General features: G+C 66.3%; 15 protein-coding genes. 3 read left to right on the top strand and 12 right to left on the bottom strand.

Features of this window, described 5'->3' with window-relative positions; genetic code table 11:
- Positions 1 to 19: 19 nt before the first annotated feature.
- From HW932_RS17895 to egtB, 5 genes are all read right to left on the bottom strand, one after another.
- On the bottom strand, positions 20 to 1,300 hold the full coding sequence (locus tag HW932_RS17895) for an H-type lectin domain-containing protein (protein ID WP_176977850.1): 1,281 nt from the start codon (positions 1,298 to 1,300) through the stop codon (positions 20 to 22).
- Positions 1,301 to 1,517: 217 nt separating this feature from the next.
- Positions 1,518 to 3,749: a RelA/SpoT family protein gene (locus HW932_RS17900; protein ID WP_176977851.1), complete on the bottom strand. Its 2,232-nt coding sequence runs from the start codon at positions 3,747 to 3,749 to the stop codon at positions 1,518 to 1,520.
- A 76-nt stretch (positions 3,750 to 3,825) separates the two neighbouring features.
- Positions 3,826 to 5,067: a DUF1015 domain-containing protein gene (locus tag HW932_RS17905; protein ID WP_176977852.1), complete on the bottom strand. Its 1,242-nt coding sequence runs from the start codon at positions 5,065 to 5,067 to the stop codon at positions 3,826 to 3,828.
- 138 nt (positions 5,068 to 5,205) lie between these two features.
- Positions 5,206 to 6,201: an L-histidine N(alpha)-methyltransferase gene (gene egtD / locus HW932_RS17910; protein WP_246296917.1), complete on the bottom strand. Its 996-nt coding sequence runs from the start codon at positions 6,199 to 6,201 to the stop codon at positions 5,206 to 5,208.
- Positions 6,202 to 6,233: 32 nt separating this feature from the next.
- The gene (gene egtB / locus HW932_RS17915) at positions 6,234 to 7,526 is read right to left on the bottom strand and encodes an ergothioneine biosynthesis protein EgtB (RefSeq protein ID WP_176977854.1); all 1,293 of its coding nucleotides are present in this window, start codon (positions 7,524 to 7,526) and stop codon (positions 6,234 to 6,236) included.
- Positions 7,527 to 7,736: 210 nt separating this feature from the next.
- On the opposite strand from egtB, the gene HW932_RS17920 reads away from it, so the two are divergent.
- The gene (locus HW932_RS17920; RefSeq protein ID WP_176977855.1) at positions 7,737 to 8,399 is read left to right on the top strand and encodes an LON peptidase substrate-binding domain-containing protein; all 663 of its coding nucleotides are present in this window, start codon (positions 7,737 to 7,739) and stop codon (positions 8,397 to 8,399) included.
- A gap of 9 nt (positions 8,400 to 8,408) precedes the next feature.
- Here the strand turns inward: HW932_RS17920 and HW932_RS17925 are convergent, their stop codons facing one another.
- The 4 genes from HW932_RS17925 to HW932_RS17940 form a co-directional block, all read right to left on the bottom strand.
- On the bottom strand, positions 8,409 to 9,551 hold the full coding sequence (locus tag HW932_RS17925; protein ID WP_176977856.1) for a hypothetical protein: 1,143 nt from the start codon (positions 9,549 to 9,551) through the stop codon (positions 8,409 to 8,411).
- Positions 9,548 to 10,051 (bottom strand): DUF4365 domain-containing protein, encoded by a 504-nt coding sequence (locus tag HW932_RS17930; RefSeq protein WP_176977857.1) that lies wholly within the window; start codon positions 10,049 to 10,051, stop codon positions 9,548 to 9,550. The genes HW932_RS17925 and HW932_RS17930 overlap by 4 nt, the downstream gene beginning before the upstream one ends.
- Positions 10,052 to 10,211: 160 nt before the next feature.
- Positions 10,212 to 10,922 (bottom strand): glutamine amidotransferase, encoded by a 711-nt coding sequence (locus HW932_RS17935; protein ID WP_176977858.1) that lies wholly within the window; start codon positions 10,920 to 10,922, stop codon positions 10,212 to 10,214.
- A 24-nt stretch (positions 10,923 to 10,946) separates the two neighbouring features.
- Positions 10,947 to 13,106, bottom strand: a complete 2,160-nt coding sequence (locus HW932_RS17940) for a PAS domain-containing hybrid sensor histidine kinase/response regulator (protein ID WP_343047408.1) — start codon at positions 13,104 to 13,106, stop codon at positions 10,947 to 10,949.
- Between the two features lie 214 nt (positions 13,107 to 13,320).
- Between HW932_RS17940 and HW932_RS17945 the strand changes: the two genes are divergently transcribed.
- On the top strand, positions 13,321 to 13,647 hold the full coding sequence (locus tag HW932_RS17945; RefSeq protein ID WP_176977859.1) for a HesB/IscA family protein: 327 nt from the start codon (positions 13,321 to 13,323) through the stop codon (positions 13,645 to 13,647).
- A gap of 18 nt (positions 13,648 to 13,665) precedes the next feature.
- Positions 13,666 to 14,085, top strand: a complete 420-nt coding sequence (locus tag HW932_RS17950; protein WP_176977860.1) for a SufE family protein — start codon at positions 13,666 to 13,668, stop codon at positions 14,083 to 14,085.
- On the opposite strand, the gene HW932_RS17955 is transcribed toward HW932_RS17950, so the two are convergent.
- The 3 genes from HW932_RS17955 to HW932_RS17965 form a co-directional block, all read right to left on the bottom strand.
- On the bottom strand, positions 14,082 to 16,223 hold the full coding sequence (locus HW932_RS17955) for a molybdopterin cofactor-binding domain-containing protein (protein ID WP_176977861.1): 2,142 nt from the start codon (positions 16,221 to 16,223) through the stop codon (positions 14,082 to 14,084). The genes HW932_RS17950 and HW932_RS17955 overlap by 4 nt on opposite strands.
- A complete protein-coding gene (locus HW932_RS17960) occupies positions 16,216 to 16,680 on the bottom strand; it encodes a (2Fe-2S)-binding protein (protein WP_176977862.1) in 465 nt (154 codons plus the stop codon). The genes HW932_RS17955 and HW932_RS17960 overlap by 8 nt, the downstream gene beginning before the upstream one ends.
- A 137-nt stretch (positions 16,681 to 16,817) precedes the next feature.
- Entirely contained in the window at positions 16,818 to 18,878 is a 2,061-nt protein-coding gene (locus tag HW932_RS17965; protein WP_176977863.1) for an HD domain-containing phosphohydrolase, read from the bottom strand.
- Positions 18,879 to 18,930: the final 52 nt, after the last annotated feature.

Consider the following 18,930-nt stretch of genomic DNA (forward strand, 5'->3'; position numbering starts at 1 on the left):
TGACCAGGCGCCGTGACGATCAGGATTCGACGTCGGCGAAGATGTATCCCAGAACTTCCTTGGCATGGGCGGTCTCCTTGTCACGCGACTGCTCTTCCTGGACCCAGATCTCGCGGGCACTCAGGCCGGTCGAGCGCCAGCGCAGACTGTTGGTATCGCCATCCAGCGTCGTCTGGAGATCGCCGACGAAGACGGGAGCTTGCCAGAAATCGGTCTTGGCGGCCAGCTTGTAGCGTGCGTGCGAAACGGCCTTGCCCGTGCGTCCGACCTCGAAGCGCAGACCCGCGACCGTTCCGGACGACGCCTGCCAGGCGATATAGTCGATGCGCTCGGCCGCGTGGACCTGGGCATTGGCCTCCTGCTCGCGCATTCCGACGAAGAAACCATTGGCCGTCACATCGCGGATGCGCGCGTTGACCGCGTCGGACTCGTTGAAGCTCGTGACCGCCGCGAAGACGACCGGCGCCTCGCCGAAGCGCTCGCCGAAGGGCTGAAAATCGAACGTGCCGGTGGCTTCGCTGTTCAATGACCCGGCCTCGACCCAAACGCCGCCCGGCAGTTCATAGGAACCGCGCTCCAGGGCGATGTAGCTGGTCGTCTCGGGACCATGCCAGCCGTCCAGCGAGCCCCATTCCTGGACCCGCACCCAGAATCCCTCGGGGCCGACGTCGCGCACGCGGATGACGGCGGCCTGGGCCTCGTCGGCGCTCATCGACTTGACGATGACGATCGGATCGACGAAGGGGCGCTGGAAGGCTACCCACTGCCATTCCTGATCGAGGCTCAGATCACCGACCTCGATCGGGAAGCCGGATGATTCGCTCAGGTTCGATCCATCCGTCGATCCCTCGGCGTCACCACGACCGCCGGCATCCGTGCCCTTACCCGAAGTGTCTTGGGTCGGCTCGGCAGTCGGGATCTGGATCGAGGTATCCGAACCGGGCGCAATGGTCGCGGACACTTCGTTCGAGTAGTCACTGCACTGGGATTTGGCCTGATCACAGGCGCGCGCCGCGAAATAATAGGTCTGCCCTTCATCGAGCTGGTCGATGGTCAGGCTGGCGGCGGTCGTTTGCCGACTGTTGGTGTAGACGCCAGCGGCGAGTCCGTAATGGACCTCGTAGACGGCGACCCGTGCATCCTCGACCGGCTCCCAGGCTAGATCGACGTGACCGGCCAGGGCCGTGCCCGACTGCGCGAGGACCGCCGCCAGACCAAGATAACGCAGCCCCGCCGCGACCTCGAATCGATTCCGGCCATTCGACCGCGTTTCTGAACTGCAAGAGGCCTGGGCGCTCACGATGACTTCACCTGACGACTGACTGGAGGACGTTCGCCGAGTGGCCGGCTTGGGACTGGCCGTCGGCTCGGTCGTCAGTTAATCAGTTCGGTCGAGGTGAAACCGTGACGGGCTCCACGGATACGCGGAGCGACAGACTGGGAGTCTCGAGAAACGCGAACCGCGTCACACATCGAAGGCGTGACGCGGACGGCGAGCAGCGGCTCGCCGCCTGGAATCAATGGAAGCGGCGGACCTGATGGACCTCGGGGAGCTGCTGGAGCTTGGTCATCAGACGAGAGAGATGGGCATTGTCCTCGACCTCGATGGTGAAGCGCATCGAGGCCGTGTCCGTGCTCTTCTCCGAATGGGTCTCGACCCCGATCACATCGACGTCGGCATCGGCGAAGATCGAACTGACGTCGCGCAGCAACCCCTTGCGATCGGCGGCCACCACCAGCAGATCGACCGGATAGTGACTCGGCCCCGAGCGGTCGGCCCAATGCGCCTCGATCAGACGCTCGCGCTCCTCGGCGCCCAGATGGCGGATGTTGCCGCAGTCGCGCCGATGGATGGTCACGCCGCGCCCACGGGTGACGAAGCCGATGATGGGATCATCGGGCACCGGCTTGCAGCAGGGCGCCATGTGGGTCATGAGATCGTCGACGCCCTCGATCACGACATCGCTGCCCGCCCCCGGCTTGTGATGGCGCGGCGGACGCGGCTTGATCTCGGGTTCGCGCTCGCGTTCCTTGGCTTCCTCGGCCTTGGGTTCGCCGACCTGACGCGCCACCTGACCGACGGCCAGATCACCGCGTCCGATGGCGGCGAGCACGTCGTCGCCGCGCTTGAAGTTGAAGCGCAGCGCGATCTCGTCGAGATGCGGTTTGTCCGCGATGCCGAGCCGCGCCAGCTCGCGCTCCAGCAGCCCGCGTCCCTCGTGCAGATGTTTGTCGAAGTCCTGCTGCTTGAACCACTGGCGCACCCGGTTGCGCGCGCGCGCCGTGGTCAGATAGCCGTGATGCGGACTGAGCCAGTCACGGCTCGGGGCAGTGTTCTTCTGGGTCAGGATCTCGACCGTGTCGCCGCTGTGGAGTGTGTGATTGAGCGGGACGATGCGGTCATTGACCTTGGCGCCCCGGCAGCGGTTGCCGATCTCGGAATGGATGGCATAGGCGAAGTCGAGCGGTGTGGCGCCCTTGGGCAGCTCGACCACCTTGGACTGGGGCGTGAGCACATAGATGTGCGCCGGCTCGAACTCGGCCTTGAAGCGCTCCAGACGCTCGCCGGCAGCCTCATCCTCGTTCTTGGTCTCCAACCACTGGCGCATCCAGACCACACGGCGCTGGAACTCGGCATCATGGCCCTTGGCCTCCTTGTAGGCCCAGTGCGCCGCCACGCCGAACTCAGCGTGCTGGTGCATGGCGTGGGTGCGGATCTGCACCTCCAGCGCCTTGGCCTCCGGCCCCTCGACCGCTGTGTGCAGCGACTGATAGAAGTTGCCCTTGGGGGTGGCGATGTAGTCGTCGAACTCCTTGGGGATATGGCGCCAGAGCCCATGCACCACGCCGAGCGCGGCATAGCAGTCGGCCACCGAGTCGACCAGGATGCGCACGGCGCGCAGGTCGAAGATGTCGGCGATGTCGACGTTCTTGCGCTGCATCTTCTTCCAGATGCTGTAGATGTGTTTGGGACGGCCGGTGATCTCGGCGCCGATGCCCAGCTCGTCGAACTTCTCGCGCAGAGTCGCCATGACCTCGGCGATATAGTGCTCGCGCTCCTCGCGCCGCTCGGCCAGCAGTCTGGCGATGCGCCGGTATTCCTCGGGCTGGAGATAGCGCAGCGACAGGTCTTCCAGCTCCCATTTGATCTGCCAGATGCCGAGCCGGTTGGCCAGCGGGGCATAGACGCGCTGGGTGTCGCGCGCGATCTTGGTGCGCCGCTCGGGTTCCAGATCCTTGATCGCGCGCATCAGATGCACCCGCTCGGCCAGCACCACCAGCACCACGCGCACGTCCTCGGCGATGCCGAGCAGCAGACGGCGCAGGTTCTCCTCGTGCTGGGGCTGGTCCTTGGCGGCGATCACGGCCTCGACGTTGGCGAGCTGATCGATGCGCGTCAGGTCGTCGACCATGCGCGCGATGCCGGGGCCGAAGTCCTCCAGCCGTGCCGCCTCGGTCAGCTCGCCGCCGCTCCAGTCCAGACAGCCCTTGAGCAGGGCCGCGACCAGGGTCTCGTGATCCATGCGCAGGCGCGCCAGGATGTCGGCGGTGGAGAGTCCGTGGCGGATCGGGGTCTCGCCGGTATCGGGGCGCGGCTCGCCCCGGCAGTGCGCCAGCACCTCGCAGGCACGGGCGAGACAGGCGCGCTCGTCGACCGGATACTGAGTCTCCAGACTGTCGAGCCAGTGCCGGATCGCCTCCGCGTCGTCGGTGTGCGGCTCGGGGAGGTTGTAGAGTGGTTTGACCATGAGAAGTGCGTGCAGTCTCCAGCAATCAGCGGTCGTCCGTCAGCGGCGGCCTCTGGACAGCTCCTTGGGACGAGCCCTAGAGAACCAGGCTGACCAGCCCATCGGCGAGCTTGGGTTCGAACCAGGTGGACTTGGGCGGCATGACGTCGCCCCGGTCGGCCACGGCCATCAACTCTTCCAGGCGGGTCGGATGCAGGGCGAAGGCCACAGCCATCTCGCCCGAGTCGACGCGCGCGGTCAGGCCGGCCAGTCCCCGGATGCCGCCGACGAAGTCGATGCGCTCGTCGCGGCGCGGATCCTGGATGCCGAGGATCGGGCCGAGCAGATGCTCCTGCAACCGGCTCACGTCCAGGGCCGCGACCGGATCGGCGGCGGGCGGGATGGCATCGGAGAGCGTCAGCCGATACCAGACACCCTGGAGATACATCCCGAAGACGCCCGGGCGCTCGGGTGAGACCGGCGTGCCGGACGGCTCGACGGTGAAGCAGTCCGCGACCCGTTCCAGGAAAGCCCCGGCGTCCAGACCGTTGAGATCGCGCACCAGTCGGTTGTAATCGAGGATACGCATCTGATCGTGCGGGAAGACGACGGCGAGGAAGCCCTGATGCGCCTCGGCGGCCTCTCTATCCTGATCCCCGCACCGTCGCGAGGCCGCGACGCGCGAAGCCGCCGCCGAGCGATGATGTCCGTCGGCGATGTAGAGACTGTCGAGCCGCTCGAAAGCCTGAGTCAGATACTCGATCACATCGCGCCCGACGACTGGCCAGAGCTGATGACGCACACCATCGGCGGCGGTGATGTCGACCTCGGGCGGCTGATCGGCCGCCACGGCGGCGAGCGTCCGGTCGATCTCGGGCGTGGCGCGATAGGCCAGCAGCACCGGCCCGGTCTGGGCGTCGAGCGCCTGGATCTGGCGCACGCGGTCGTCTTCCTTGGACGGGCGGGTGAACTCGTGTTTCTTGATGCGCCCGGCGTCATAGTCGGCAATCGAGGCCGAGACCACCAGCCCGGTCTGGACATGCTCGCCCCGGATCAGCCGATAGACGTAGTAATACGGCTCAGGATCGCGGACCAGCACGCCTTCGGCCAGCATCCGCTCCAGGTTCTCATGGGCCTTGGCATAGACCTCGGACGCATAGGGGTCCGTGTCCTCGGGCAGATCGACCTCGGCGCGCGAGATGTGCAGAAAGCTCCAGGGTCGCCCCTCGACCAGACGCCGCGCCTCGGCGGTGTTCAGCACGTCATAGGGCGGCGCGGCGACCTCGGCCGCACGACCGGGCGCCGGACGCAGACCGGCGAAGGGTTGGATCAGTGACATGGCGCTCGCTCCCACACCAGTGGCCGTTGGAAAACCATCGAAGACGCGATGGTATCAGGTCCGCTTGAAACGATGAAAACGGCCATCGCCTCCAAAGCGCGGGCGAACGCCAGGCCGTCGCATGCCATGCGACGGAGATCAGGCCTCCTCCACGATCAGACAGTGGACGCTGAACAGATCATCGGCGTCGGTCCACACCTGCTCGGAGACGAAGCCCGCCGAGCGCGCCAGCCGCTGGAAGTCCTCGATGCCGTATTTGTAGGAGTTCTCGGTATGGATGGTCTCACCGAGCCGGAAGTCGAACACCTGCCCGGCCACGCGCACACGCTGATTGCCTCGACTGACCAGATGCATCTCGATGCGGCCGGCTTCCTCGTTGAAGAAGGCGCGATGGCGGAAGGCATCGACCTCGAAATCGGCGCCCAGCTCGCGGTTGAGCCGGGTGAGCAGATTGAGGTTGAAGGCTGCCGTCACGCCCTGGGCGTCGTTGTAGGCGGCGTCCAGCACCGCGCGCTCCTTCTTGAGATCCACCCCGATCAGCAGGCGTCCGCCCGGACCCAGCACGCGCGCCACCCGTTTGAGGAAGGCGCGCGCCTCGTCCGGATCGAAGTTGCCGATGCTCGATCCGGGGAAGAAAGCGGCCAGATCGCGCCAGTCCGATTCCAGCGGCAGCTCGAAGGGGCCGGAATAATCGGCGCAGGCGGCGCGGATCGACAGCTCCGGGAAGCGCTCGGCGAGCGCCTGGGCCGATTCGAGCAGATGGGCCTTGGAGATGTCGACCGGGATGTAGACCCTGGGCTGGAGCGCGGCGAGCAGGGTTTGGATCTTGAGACTGCTGCCGCTGCCCAGCTCGATGAGTACCGAGCCGCGCCCGAGCCGGTCGGCCATGGCCGCGCCATGCTCGCGCAGGATTTGGATCTCGGTGCGGGTCGGGTAATACTCGGGCAGCTCGGTGATGGCGTCGAACAGCTGCGAGCCGTGCTGATCGTAGAACAGCTTGGGCGGCAGCCGCTTGCGCGGCCGGCTCAAACCGTCCAGCACCTCGGCGCGCACGTCGGCCGTGGTCGGATGGAAGTCGAAGAAGCGGATGCGCGACTCGGCGCGCTCGCGCTGTCCGGTATGTCCCTGTGTCATCGGTGAAGCCTTTAATGCTGCCGTGTCCAGTCTCATGCTGCCACCTCCGCCAGCCGGAAGCCCATGAACTGCCAGCGTTCGTGAGGATAGAAGAAGTTGCGATAGGTCGGACGGACGTGATCGCGCGAGGTCGCGCAGGAGCCGCCGCGCAGCACCATCTGGTTGCACATGAATTTGCCGTTGTACTCGCCGAGCGCGCCCGGTGCGGCACGATAGCCGGGATAGGGCAGATAGGCCGAGCCGGTCCACTCCCAGACGTCGCCGAAGAGCTGCTTGAGTCCGGCGCCCGGTCGAGCCGGACGCGGATGCAGCACGCCGTCGTCGACGAAGTTGCCGGCGATCGGCTGCCCCTGCGCGGCGTGCTCCCACTCGCACTCGGTCGGCAGCCGCTTGCCGGCCCAGGTGGCATAGGCGTCGGCCTCGTAATAGCTGACATGGCAGACCGGTTCGGCCGGGTCGAGCGGACGCATGCCGGAGAGCGTCATCAGCCACCACTCGCCGTCGCGTTCCTCCCAGTAGAGCGGCGCGCGCCAGCCCTGCTGCTTGACCGCCGCCCAGCCGTCCGAGAGCCAGAGTCCGGTGTTCCGGTAGCCGCCGTCCTGGATGAATTCCAGGAATTCGCCGTTGGTCACGGCCCGGTCGGCGAGCGTGAAGGGGGCGACGAAGACGCGATGACGCGGCGCTTCATTGTCGTAGTGGAAATCCTCGCCCGTGGCGCCGACCTCGATCAGACCGCCCTCGAAGTCGAGCCACTGGAGCGGCGCAGGCCTGCTCGGCGTCGTGGTGGGCAGATCGGCGCGATAGGCCGGACGCAGCGGGTTGTGGGCGAAGTGGCGCTTGATGTCGGTGACGAGCAGTTCCTGATGCTGCTGTTCGTGGTTGAGTCCGATGCGCAGACGCTGCTCGACGGTCGACCAGTCGGCGGCCGGACACTCGGCGATCAGACGTGCCATGGCCGCATCGACATGCCGCCGGTAGTCATAGACCTCAGCCACCGTCGGGCGTGCGAGCAGACCGCGTTCGTGACGCGGCCAGAAGCCGGTGCCGGTCTGCTCGTAATAGCTGTTGAACAGATACTCGAAGCGCGGATGGAAGACCTGATAGCCCGGCAGGAAGGGGCGCAGCAGAAAGGTCTCGTAGAACCAGGAGACATGAGCCAGATGCCATTTGGGCGGACTGGCCTCGACGGCGGTCTGCAAGCCGTAGTCCTCGATCTCCAGCGGCTCGCAGAGTCGTTCCGAGAAACGGCGCACCCTGGGGTACTGCTCGGCGAGTGCCGCGCGCGCGGCGTCGATCCGGTCCTGAGTGGCTGATGTATCCGACATGGGTTCCCTCGTGATCGATGGATGGCGCCCGCGTGGGGCCGTCGGTCGGGAAGGTGCGGTCGGACGCGGGGATTTCCAGGTTCGCGACAGTGGGAGACTGGTGATTCGGGGGCGATGCCCCATTTCAGGACAGGTCCAGCGTGAAAAAGGGTATTTTCACCTCCACCGGAATTCAGGATTCATCGCGCGGTTCGACTGGAGCCTTCATTGATGACTCGTACCCCGTTCTTCCCCAAGTTCTCCGACCTGCCGCCTGCCCTGCCGCTGTTTCCGCTGGCCGGGGCCGTGGTGATGCCGGGCGTGCAACTGCCGCTCAATATCTTCGAGCCGCGTTATCTGAGCCTGGTCGCCGATGCGCTGGCCTCGAATCATCTGATCGGCATGATCCAGCCGACCAGCGAAACCCTGATGGATGATGTGCCCGAGATCCATCGCGTCGGTTGTGCCGGACGCATCACCTCCTACAGCGAGACGCCGGACGGGCGCATCATCCTGGTGCTGACCGGGGTGTGCCGTTTCCAGGTGACGCGCGAGATCGAGGAGCACAACGGCTATCGGCGCGCGCGGGTCGACTGGGAGCGTTTCGCCGCCGACTATCATGGCGATGAGCAGCGCATCCCGGATCGCCCCGGTTTTCTCGGCTCGCTCAAGACCTATTGCCAATTGCATGGCGTCGAGATCCCCTGGGACGACATCGAGAAACTGGCCGATCAGGAGCTGACCAATCTGCTGTGCGCCCACTTGCCGCTCAGTCCCGAGGACAAGCAGGCGTTGATCGAAACCCTGCCGACGACCGAGCGTGCGGTGCTGATGCGCGGGCTGCTCGACATGGCCTCGGCCTCCAGTATGCGGGTGGCCGAGCATCGGCATTGATGGCGTACATCAGTCGGATGCGATGTCCTCGTCCTCCCCCAGGCCGACGCTGACCAGCTCCGCACTGGTGAGCCGCCAACGCTGCCCGCTGCGTTCCAGATCACCACGGATCAGCACCGGCAGTTGTTGATCATGGGCCTGAACGGCTTGACTGTAGCCGGCCTCGTCGAGGGTCGTTTGGACGGACTGAATCTTGCCGTCGATCACGGCCCGAAGCGTCACCCGGCCCTCGGCCTCCTTGTGGTCGCGCTGGAGCTGGTAGACGGTTCCGAACAGCTCCATGTCAGGGCGCGAGTGCCGTTCGCGAAAATTTCGCGCCGCTTCGCTCAGAATCGCACCCGTACTCGTTGAGAAGCGCACGCGCTGATGGGGCGTGGCGCCGGGGCGGGTGCGCGCCCAGGTGACGCCGACCTCCAGACGATCGGCGTATTGGATGAGCTTGGCGACCGCCTCGCACAGATTGGCGCTGACTCCGACGCCGACGGCCCGCTCGAAGGCGTCCATGCCCGCTGTCGTGGCTTGCTCGGCGGCTTGGTTACAGGCCGTCAGCGCTTCCATCAGGCGCCGCGTCACCTTGCGCTCATAAGGCTCGTCGTCGAAGGGGAGCCAAGCCGGATCGAGCGACGCCTGCAACAGTGGCGGCACAGGAGCCAGGAGCTTGACTACGAAGCTGCCGTGCTCGGTCTGCCCCAGGCGAACCCGCTGGACGTACTCGTTGGCCTCGCGATTGGCGCCGGCGCGATACAGGGCGCGCGGATTGGAGACGGCACAAGCGGCGGCCAGCAGCATCTCGCGAGTCTGTGTCACCAGCCCCTCACCTGTGGCTAGGCTCACTGAGCCATCTTCAGTATTCCCAACGGCACGGACTCGGATCACGTCGTGATCAGCGCCGAGCAGATCTCGATAGAGTGTGAGCGCATCCCGTTCGGTGGCCTCGGTCAGAATCGCGATCAGTTCCGCGACGACGGAGGCATAGTCGGCGATCGCCTGGGTGCGTGGGATGATCAACTCGGGCTGATGTGGATGGGCATAGACATCGGCATGTTGACCATAGGGTTCGAGACGCTCCCAACCCTCGCCGCGCACATAGGCCGCAAGCGCAGCGGGCGTGATGGCGCGCAGGGCTTGAACATCACGGATCTGGATCTTCATCGGATCGTTCCTCGTCTCGATTGCTCCATCAAATCGCGCAACGCATCGACATCGAAGCGCTGATGGGCGGGCAATGAGACCGTCACGGATGTGCGGTTGTCGGTTTCCGGAAGATTGGTCAACGAGACCCAATAGGCGCAGCGGCGCAGAACCAATTCCTCGTCAGTGACCGTCAGCCACTCGGCTTCGTCCTGTGGCAGAGCGAGCACGACGAGCACCCGTGGGGTCTGAGTCGGCTCGCGTAGCAGGTCGTAGTTCCGGCGTTTGAGAGCGTAGCGGTAGTGTCCCTCGTGCGGTTCGCCAAGCTGGGTGGTGGCCTTGAGTTGGATACCCAGCGAAGGACGCATCCGTCCACCGGCCTTGATGACGTAATCGATGCCGTCGCGGTCGAAGTCCAGGCTGGCCACCACATAGCCGGCATCGGCGGCTACGGCTTGCACATAAGCGCGCGACAAGGCCTCTTCGCGGTCGGTCGAAGCTAGGAGTCGGTCCGAGGTCATGCGTTGTGTTCATCCGCTGCTTTACGTTTTGCGCCCGCGCGTTCAGATAACGCCAGACGCTGCTGTTCCGGCGTTGTTGTCGATGTCGCCGCTTCCAGCCGGTGGCATTCGGCTAGCCTAGCAACTTCAGGTTCCGCTGCCTACCGGACGAGCAGAGTGGCTATGGGCGTGACTCGATCGTACTGAGCCAGGCGTCGAAGAACCGCCGGCCCTGTTGCTCCAGGGTCGGCGCCAGACGTGCACTCTCGGCGCGCAAGTCCGGGATCGAGATCCCGGCAGCCGCTAGTTCGCTGGCATGACCGATCAGCCAGCGTTCGAGCTGGTCGGCGCGGACTTCCGGGTGACACTGGAGCGCAAGCGCCGAGCGCCCCCACGAGAAAGCTTGGTTGGGATACAGATCGGTGGAGGCCAGTTGCGTGGCGTTGCTTGGAAGATCGAAGGTGTCGCCGTGCCAGTGCAGCATCGAGGTCAGGGCGCCATCGAGGTGCGCCAGCGGCGAGACCTGCCCCTCCGGCGACAGGCGCAGCGGCGTCCAGCCGATCTCTTTGCACGGTCCCGGATAGACACGCGCCCCGAGCGCCCGCGCCATCATCTGCGCGCCCAGACAAATCCCAAGCGTCGGGCGATCGGCCTGCAAGCGTCTTTCCAGCAGGCTTAACTCGTCGCGGATGAACGGATAGCTCGCCTCTTCGTAGGCGCCGATCGGCCCGCCCAGCACGACCAGCAGGTCCGGCTCAGTGGGATCGATGTCGTCGAGCCGGTCGACGCCGGCCTCCAGATAGCGCAAGGCCCAGCCGCGCTGGGTCAGCACCCCGGCGAAAGCCCCCAGGTCTTCGAATGCCACGTGCCGAATCGCGACCGCTGTTTTCATTGATGCGCTCCGTTGTTCGATTCATCAACCCAAGGACTCCAGCAGAGCCAGCAGCGCCTGTCGCCCGAGCGGCTTGACCAGATGCTCATCGAAACCGGCGGCCAGCGAACGTTCGCGGGCCTGCTCGTGGCCGAGTCCGGTCAAAGCGACCAGCTTCAAACGCTTGGGATCGGGATAGTCAGCACGCAGACGCCGCGCGATCTCCAGCCCGTCCATGCCGGGTAGGCCGATGTCGAGCAGAGCCACGCGTGGACACTGACGCTGCACCAAATCCAGGGCGTCCGGACCGCAACGGGCGACATCGACCGGATAGCCCAGGATCTCCAGCAGCATCGCCAGAGCATCGACCACGTCCGGATCGTCGTCCACCACCAGGACGCGCGGTTTCTCGCCTGCCGGCGGTGCCGGCGGATCGTCCGGAGACGCGCTCACATTCATGCGCGGTGCGTCCGTGAGGACCGGCAGCCGCAGACAGAGTTCGGTGCCGCGCCCCAAGCCATCGCTGCGCGCCTCCAGACGACCGCCATGCAGCTCGGCGAGTCGGCGCGCGATGGCCAGTCCCAGCCCCAGTCCGCCGTTGTCGGCATCGCTTGCATGCGGCCCGCGCGTGAAGAGTCCGAACAACGAATCGAGCTGTTCGGCCGTCATGCCCTGCCCGTTGTCGCGCACCTGGATCAGCACCGAGTCGCCCTCGATGCGGGAGTCGATGCGGATCTCACCGCCGGGCGGGGTGTAGTTGGCGGCATTGACCAGGATGTTGAGCAGGATCTGCGACAACCGCACCGGATCGCCCAGGACACGCCAACCGGGCGCCGGCAGTCGACAGACGAATCGGTGTCGATGCTCCTCCATGAGCGCGCGCGCCCCATCGGCGGCCTGCTGGAGCAGTTCGCGCACCCGCAGCTCGACCGGCTCCAGCTCGATGCGCCCCTGCACGATCCGCGACACATCGAGCAGATCGTCGAGCAGCCGGCCCATGTGCGCGGTCTGGCGGTCGAGCACCTCGATCGCCCAGCGGATGCGGGGGTCGCCATCGACGCCGAGCGCGCGCAGAATCTCGACGGCATGGCGGATCGGCGCCATGGGGTTGCGCAGCTCGTGTCCGAGCACGGCCAGGAACTCGTCCTTGCGCCGGTCGGCCTCGCGCAGCGCCTGCTCGGCGGCCTTCTCGGTGCGGATGTCGCGCGTCACCGTGGCATAGTGCAGCGGACGCCTGGTGTTGGGATCGTCGATGCGCAGCGCGTCATAGAAGACGTCGATCGGCTCGCCGGTGACGAAATGGCGGAAGCGGAACTCCCCAGACCAGCGCCCGGCGGACTCCACCACCGGCAGGATGGACTGGCGCAGCTGCTCCAGATCCTCGGGCATGAAGAAATCCTCGATCCGGATCTCGGTGATGTCCTGTTCCGCATCGAGACCGACCAGCGAGCGCCCGGCCGGGTTGATATAGAGTCCGCGCCGGTCGAGTCCGGCGATACCGATGAAGTCCGACGAGGACTCGACCACGGCGGCCAGATCACGCGCACGGGTCTCGGCCTCGCGCCGGTCGGTGATGTCGATGATGGCCGCCACGGAACGCACCGGATCGCCGTGCGCATCCCGGATGAAGGTCGCGTTCACCAGCGCCCAGACCACGGTGCCGTCCTTGCGTACATAGCGTTTCTCGGTGAAATAATCGGTGTCCAGTCGCAGCGCCGCGCGCCGGAAACGCCGCCGGTCGTGCCAGCGGTCCTCCGGATGGGTGAGATCCTGGAACGACATCCCGAGCAGCTCCCCGGCCTCGTAGCCGAGGATGCGGCACAGACGCTGGTTGACCCGCAACACGCGGCGGGTGCTCGGGTCGATGACCGCCATGCCGACCGTCGCCAGATCGAACATGAGCCGGAACTGGGTCTCGCTCTCGCGCAGTGCCTGCTCGACGCACAGCGTCTCGGTGAGATCGAGCGCACAGACGAAGACGCCGGTCGTCTCGCCCGCTGCGCCGAGCATGGGAGTCAGGATCAGGTCGAGCCGGTGTGTGCGAGCGGCCTCATCCAGGGCAAGGGTTTGGCGAACAGGCCGGCCGCTGGCCAGCACCTGACGCGCCAGCGGCATGAACTCGGCGCTGGTCGTCAGGTCCGGCAGCGGTGTCTGCGGATCAGTCGAGGTCTGGAGCCAATTCAGACAGAGTGCCGTATCCAACACGCCCAAGGCGACCGGAACCTGGATGGTACGCTCGGATGGGGTTGGCGAGGACTGAGCAAGCGAATCGGGGAGCAAGACGGGCCTGAGCAGTGAGAACGAGGTCGATGGCGCGGACGATACTCGCTGCCCGGACAGGCTTCAACCTTGAAAAGGCTCTCTGCCGGATGCAGATTCAGCCCCATCGATGACATTGATTTTCAACGAGGCGAAAACGATGACGGTAACCTTGACCGAAGCGGCGGCCCGACACGTCGCCAGCCAGCTCCAACGACGCGGGCATGGGCTGGGTCTGCGCGTCGCCACCAAGAAGAGCGGATGCAGCGGCTTTACCTATGCGGTCGACTATGCCGATGAACTCGGCGCCGACGACCGGGTGTTCGAGAGCCACGGCGTCAAGGTCGTGGTCGACGAGACGAACCTGAGCCGGCTCGACGGACTGGAGATCGATTTCGTCAAGACCAACCTGCTCAACCAGGGTTTCGAGTTCCACAATCCCAATGCCAAGGATCACTGCGGTTGCGGTGAGTCCTTCCGGGTCTAGTCGCGCGTGGTTTCGGGCATGAATGCAGACATCGGCGAGATCGTCGAGAACTTCGAGCTGTTGGGCGACTGGGAGTCGCGCTATCACTATCTGGTCGAACTCGGCGAACGTCTGGCGCCCATGCCGGACGCGCACAAGACCGACGCCAATCGCGTCGTCGAGTGCATGAGTCTGGTGCATGTGGCCGCCCATCCGCATCCGGAGCACGCCGGGCGAGTGGCCTACTGGGGCGACTGCGACACAGCCATCATCAAGGGCGTGGTCGCGCTACTGGTCGGGCTGTTCTACGACAAGACGCCGGATGAAATCGAAGCACTCGATGTCGACGAGCTGTTCCAGGGACTGCAACTCGAAGAGCATCTGAGTCCCAACCGCCATGTCGGCGTCTATGCCATCGTCAATAAGATGAAGGCGCAGGCGCGATTGCTGGCGGTTTAGAGCCGGATCGGCAGCGTTCTGAACGGACGCCCGAGCAAGGCCAGAAGCGCATTGGCCACGGCCGGGGCCACCGCCGGCGTGGCGATGGGGCTGACCCCGCCGGGCGGGGCGTCGCTGTCGATCAGGATCGACTCGACCTCGGGCATCTCGTCGAAGCGCAACAGCGGATAGTCGCCGAAGCCGGTCTGCTCGACCCGGCCATCGCTGAAGGTGATGGCGCCCTTGAGGGTCGCGGTCAGCCCGAAGACGATCCCGCTCTCGATCTGCGCCCGCACGGCATCCGGGTTGACCACCTGCCCACAGTCCAGCACGGCGACGAAGCGCCGCGCGCGTACCCGCCCCTCCTCGACCGCGACCTCGGCCAGCAGGGCCAAGCGGCTGCCGGCGGCCTCGACCAGCGCCAGACCTCGCCCCAATCCATCGGGTACGGGCGCGGCCCAATGCTCGGCGAGCCGGTCGAGCAGCGCCAGATGGGCGGGGCTATCGGCCAGCAGACTCCGGCGCAACGCCAGTGGATCGCGCCCGCCCGCGCGCGCCAGCTCGTCGAGAAAGCACTCGGTCGCAAAGGCATTGTGCGAATGACCATCGCCGCGCCACAGCCCGATCGGGACCGGCGTGTCGGCGCGACGGTACTCCAGCCGCCGATGCGCGAACCCATAGGGCAGACTCGCCGCGCCATCGATCATGAGCGGATCGATGCCATCGCGAATGCGACCCGGATCGCGCCGCGCGAGCACCGAAGGCCCGACCACGCGATGGAACCAGGCCACGGGTTCGCCGGTCGCGTCGAGTCCGCCGCGCAGCCGGTGCAGCGTCATCGGCCGGTAGTAGTCGTGCTGAAGATCGTCGGCGCGCGTCCAGATGACCTGCACCGGCCGCCCGAGCCGGTGCGAGAGTTCGACGGCGTCATGCACGAAATCCAGCTCGCGCCGCCGACCGTGACCGCCGCCGAGAAAGGTGGTGTGCACCCGGATGCGCTCGGGCGGCAATCCGGTGAGACGCTGAGCCAGTTCCTGTGTGGCCGCAGGCGACTGGGTGGGCACGTGGATGTCACAGCCGTCCGGGCGCACGTCGGCGGTGCAGTTCATCGGCTCCATGCAGGCATGGGCCTGGAAGGGCGCCTCGTAGACCGATTCGATCTCCAGCGCGGCGGCGGCCAGGGCGCGGCTCACGTCGCCCTCCCTGAGCGCCACGGGCGCGCGTCCGTTCAGGCCGATGTGCAGACGCGAGCGCAGGCGCTCGGTCGCCACCGCCGTATTGACTCGGGGCCGACAGTCGATCTCCAGCCGCGCATGCCCAGCCAGCGCCGCCCAGCTCGTCTCGGCCACGACCGCGATGCCATGGCGCACCGCGAACACGTCGATCACGCCCGGCACTTCGCGCGCGGCCTGTGCGTTCCAGCCGCTGATCTCAGCGCCGATGACCGGACAGCGCGCGATCGTGGCATGGAGCATCCCCGGCAGCCGCACGTCGAGTCCGAAGCGCGCCGCGCCACGGACCTTGAGCGGCGTGTCGAGCCGGCGCTGACTGGTTCCGATCAGGGTCCAGTCGGACTTGTCCTTGAGCACGACCGAGGTCGGGACCGGCAGACTCGCCGCCGTGGCCGCCAGTTCGCCATAGCCGAGACTGCGCTCCCCGTCGGCATGGCGGACCCGGGCCCGATGCGCGCGACATTCGGATTCGGGCACGCCCCAGGTCCGGGCGGCGGCCGCGATCATGAGCATCCGCGTCAGGGCGCCGGCCTCGCGCAGCGTCTCCCAGCCGTCGCGGGTGGATGTTCCGCCGCCGGTCGCCTGCTCGCCCAGCAGATGATTGGTATAGACCGGAGCGACGGGCGCCGGCTCGATCCGGATCTGATCGAGTCCCGCCTCCAGTTCCTCGGCCAGCAGCATGGTCAATGCGGTCATGACCCCCTGCCCCATCTCCGCGCGCGCCAGCCGCAACTGGATGCGGCCATCGGCATGCAGGCTGATCCAGGCATTGGGTTCGAACTCGCTCGGAGCCGATGCGGCCGATGTCTCACTCGTCTCCGCGCGCGTCGGCCAGACCCAGCCGAGCGCCAGCCCGCCGCCGCTCAGGGCGACGATCTTGAGCAGATCGCGCCGCGTGAGTCCTGTCGTTGCACGCGGATCAGCCACCCTGGACCTCTGGCGTGGCTGCCCGATGGATGGCGCGACGGATACGCGCATAGCTACCGCAACGGCACAGCACCCCGGACATGGCGGCGTCGATCTGGGCGTCGGTCGGACGCGGATGCTGGGCCAGCAACGCCGCCGCCGTCATGATCTGGCCCGACTGGCAGTAGCCGCACTGCGGCGCCTCTTCCAGCACCCAGGCCAGTTGCAGCGGATGGCGACCATCGGGCGACAACCCCTCGATGGTCTGGACCGAACGCCCCTCGACGGCCGACAGCGGCGTGGAGCAGGATTTGACCGGCTCGCCGTCGAGCCGCACGACACAGGCGCCGCAGGCGCCCTCGCCGCAGCCGTACTTGGTGCCTATCAGTCCGAGATGATCGCGCAACACCCACAGCAGGGGCGTGGCCGGATCGAGCGCGAGCGCCTGCGGCTCGCCATTGAGCGTGAAATGGATCATGGGTCCGAGACCGAGCGAACGAGAGACGCGCTAGCATTACAGATTTCGCGCTTGGGTGAAAGGAAAGCCCCAGCTCCCGCCACTCGCCCCGCCGCATCATGCACCGCACAACGACAGGATGACCGGCGCGCGAGCCGTCAGGCCCTCCGACTCATCCCGGCCCACTCCTCACGCCCGCCCCAGTTGTCCAGACGATTGAGCAGACTCAGCACGAAGCGCTTGTCAAAACGCCGCCCGATCTCGCGCATCAGGATGGCCTCGGCCTCGTCGAAACTCCGGGCGTCGCGGAAGGACCGCGGGCTGATCAGAGCCACGAAGGCATTGGCGAGCGCGACCACCTGAGCGGCGGGCAGGATCTCGTCACCCTTCAGGCCGCCCGGCCGCCCGCTGCCGTCGACCCATTCGTTGATCTGCGCCAGGGTCTCGAGTACCGGGCCATCGAACTCGATGTCGCGCAGCAGCTCCGGCCCGGCATCGAGCGCCTCGCGCACCCGCTTCAGCTCCTGATCGGTCAGACTGCCGCCCTTGACCAGCAGTGAACGCGGGATGCGGATCTTGCCGATGTTGACCAGACGCGCGGCCTGCTCGGTCGTCTCGACCTGCGACGGGTCGAACCCGAGATCCTCGGCGATGGCGCGCGCGACCTGGACGACGTATCTGGACTGATGCGCCGAATCGGGATCGCGCTCGTCGACCAGACCGACGAGGGTGTCGAGCAGCTGCTGGGTGTTGCGTTCGCGCCGGGCGCGCTCGTGCATCAGGTCGGTCAGATCCTCGATGGTGACGAGCACGGCCGGTTCCTGGGCATCGGTTGCGGCCGTGAAGGGGCAGTGATGCGAGCGCCACACCCGTTCCCCGCCCTGCTCGTCGCTCAGGCGCTCGATCTCGACCAGGGGTGTTCCGCTCTCCAGGACGTGCCTGTTGATCGCGCCATAGCGCCCGCCCGCCTCCTGTCCGAGCACGCCGGTCAGTGAACGTCCGAGCAGTTCCTCACGCGCGATGCCGCTGAGTTCAGCCAGACGCCGGTTGGCATAGGTGATGTGGTTGTCGGCATCGACGACCAGGATGGGATTGGGCTGGCTGTCGGTCAGGATGTCGAGGAACCCCGACAGACGCTCGAAACGCTCCGAGGACAGCCGATAGCATTCGGCGACCTCCTCGACCCGGCGCGAGGTGGCATAGAGCCAGACCAGCACCAGGGCCGCGCCGATCAGCACCACCAGCACCGCCAGTCCGCTGATGAGCGTCATGCGCCGCGCATCGCTCGCCGCCAGGGCTTCGGCGGAACCGATCCGATGCACCAGCACCCAGTCGGTTCCGGGGATGCGCCGACTGACGGCAAAGGATTCGGTGAAGGCGTAATGACGGCCCTGATGGAACAGCCCCGGCTGCTCCAGCGCTTCGACGTCGATGAGATCCCTGGTGTTGACCGCGAGCCGCTTCGTCAGCGGCTCACTGCCGTCGAGCAGCGGCGAGAGATATTCGATCAGATTGCCGGAGCGACGGATCACATAGGTTTCGGACGTGCGCGCCGTGAGTCCCGGTTGTTTGAGTATCGCAAAGACCCCGGCATCGATCGGGCGCAGCGCCAGGAGACGCGCGATCACCGTCTCAGAACCCTCGTCTCCGGAAGCATCCGCGAACACAGGCACCAGAAAACCGAGCGTCAGCCGATCATGCACACCGCGATGCAGATCGAGCAACCCGCGCTCGGTCAGCGGCGTTCGTTGCAGGAACTCGGCCAGCGCACCCTCGATCGGCGGCATGCCGTTCGTCGCGGCCAGGAGCCGGCCTTGCGGGTCGAGCACCGCCAGACTGCCTTCGAGCCCCATTTCGAAGTGACTGGGCCGATAGCCGGTACTCTGACGCGACAGAAACCCCATGCGTTCGGCCGTCACGGCCAGCAGGTCGCGCAGCGTCTCACGTACCGTCTCGTCCGGCGACTCACCTGCCTGCATCAGATCCGTCAGCGCTCGATGCAAGGGAGAATGCTGTGCCGATCGCTCCAGCACGGCATACTGACCTTGCATCCAGTGCTCGATCGCCTCGACGCGACTGTCGGCCACGAGGTTCATCTGGGTCTGCAACGCCTGGATATCGCGCCCCTTCTCGGCATTGGCGAAGACGATGATGCCGTAGATCGCCAGCCCCAGGCTGAGCACGAGTGCGGCGATGGCGAACTGGATCTGTTTGTTCAAACCTGTGTCCTCTTTACGAAGACAGGATCGAACTCACCCACCGGGCGGCACG

Origin of the sequence: Allochromatium humboldtianum, assembly GCF_013385175.1 — a bacterium.
GTDB classification, from domain to species: domain Bacteria; phylum Pseudomonadota; class Gammaproteobacteria; order Chromatiales; family Chromatiaceae; genus Thermochromatium; species Thermochromatium humboldtianum.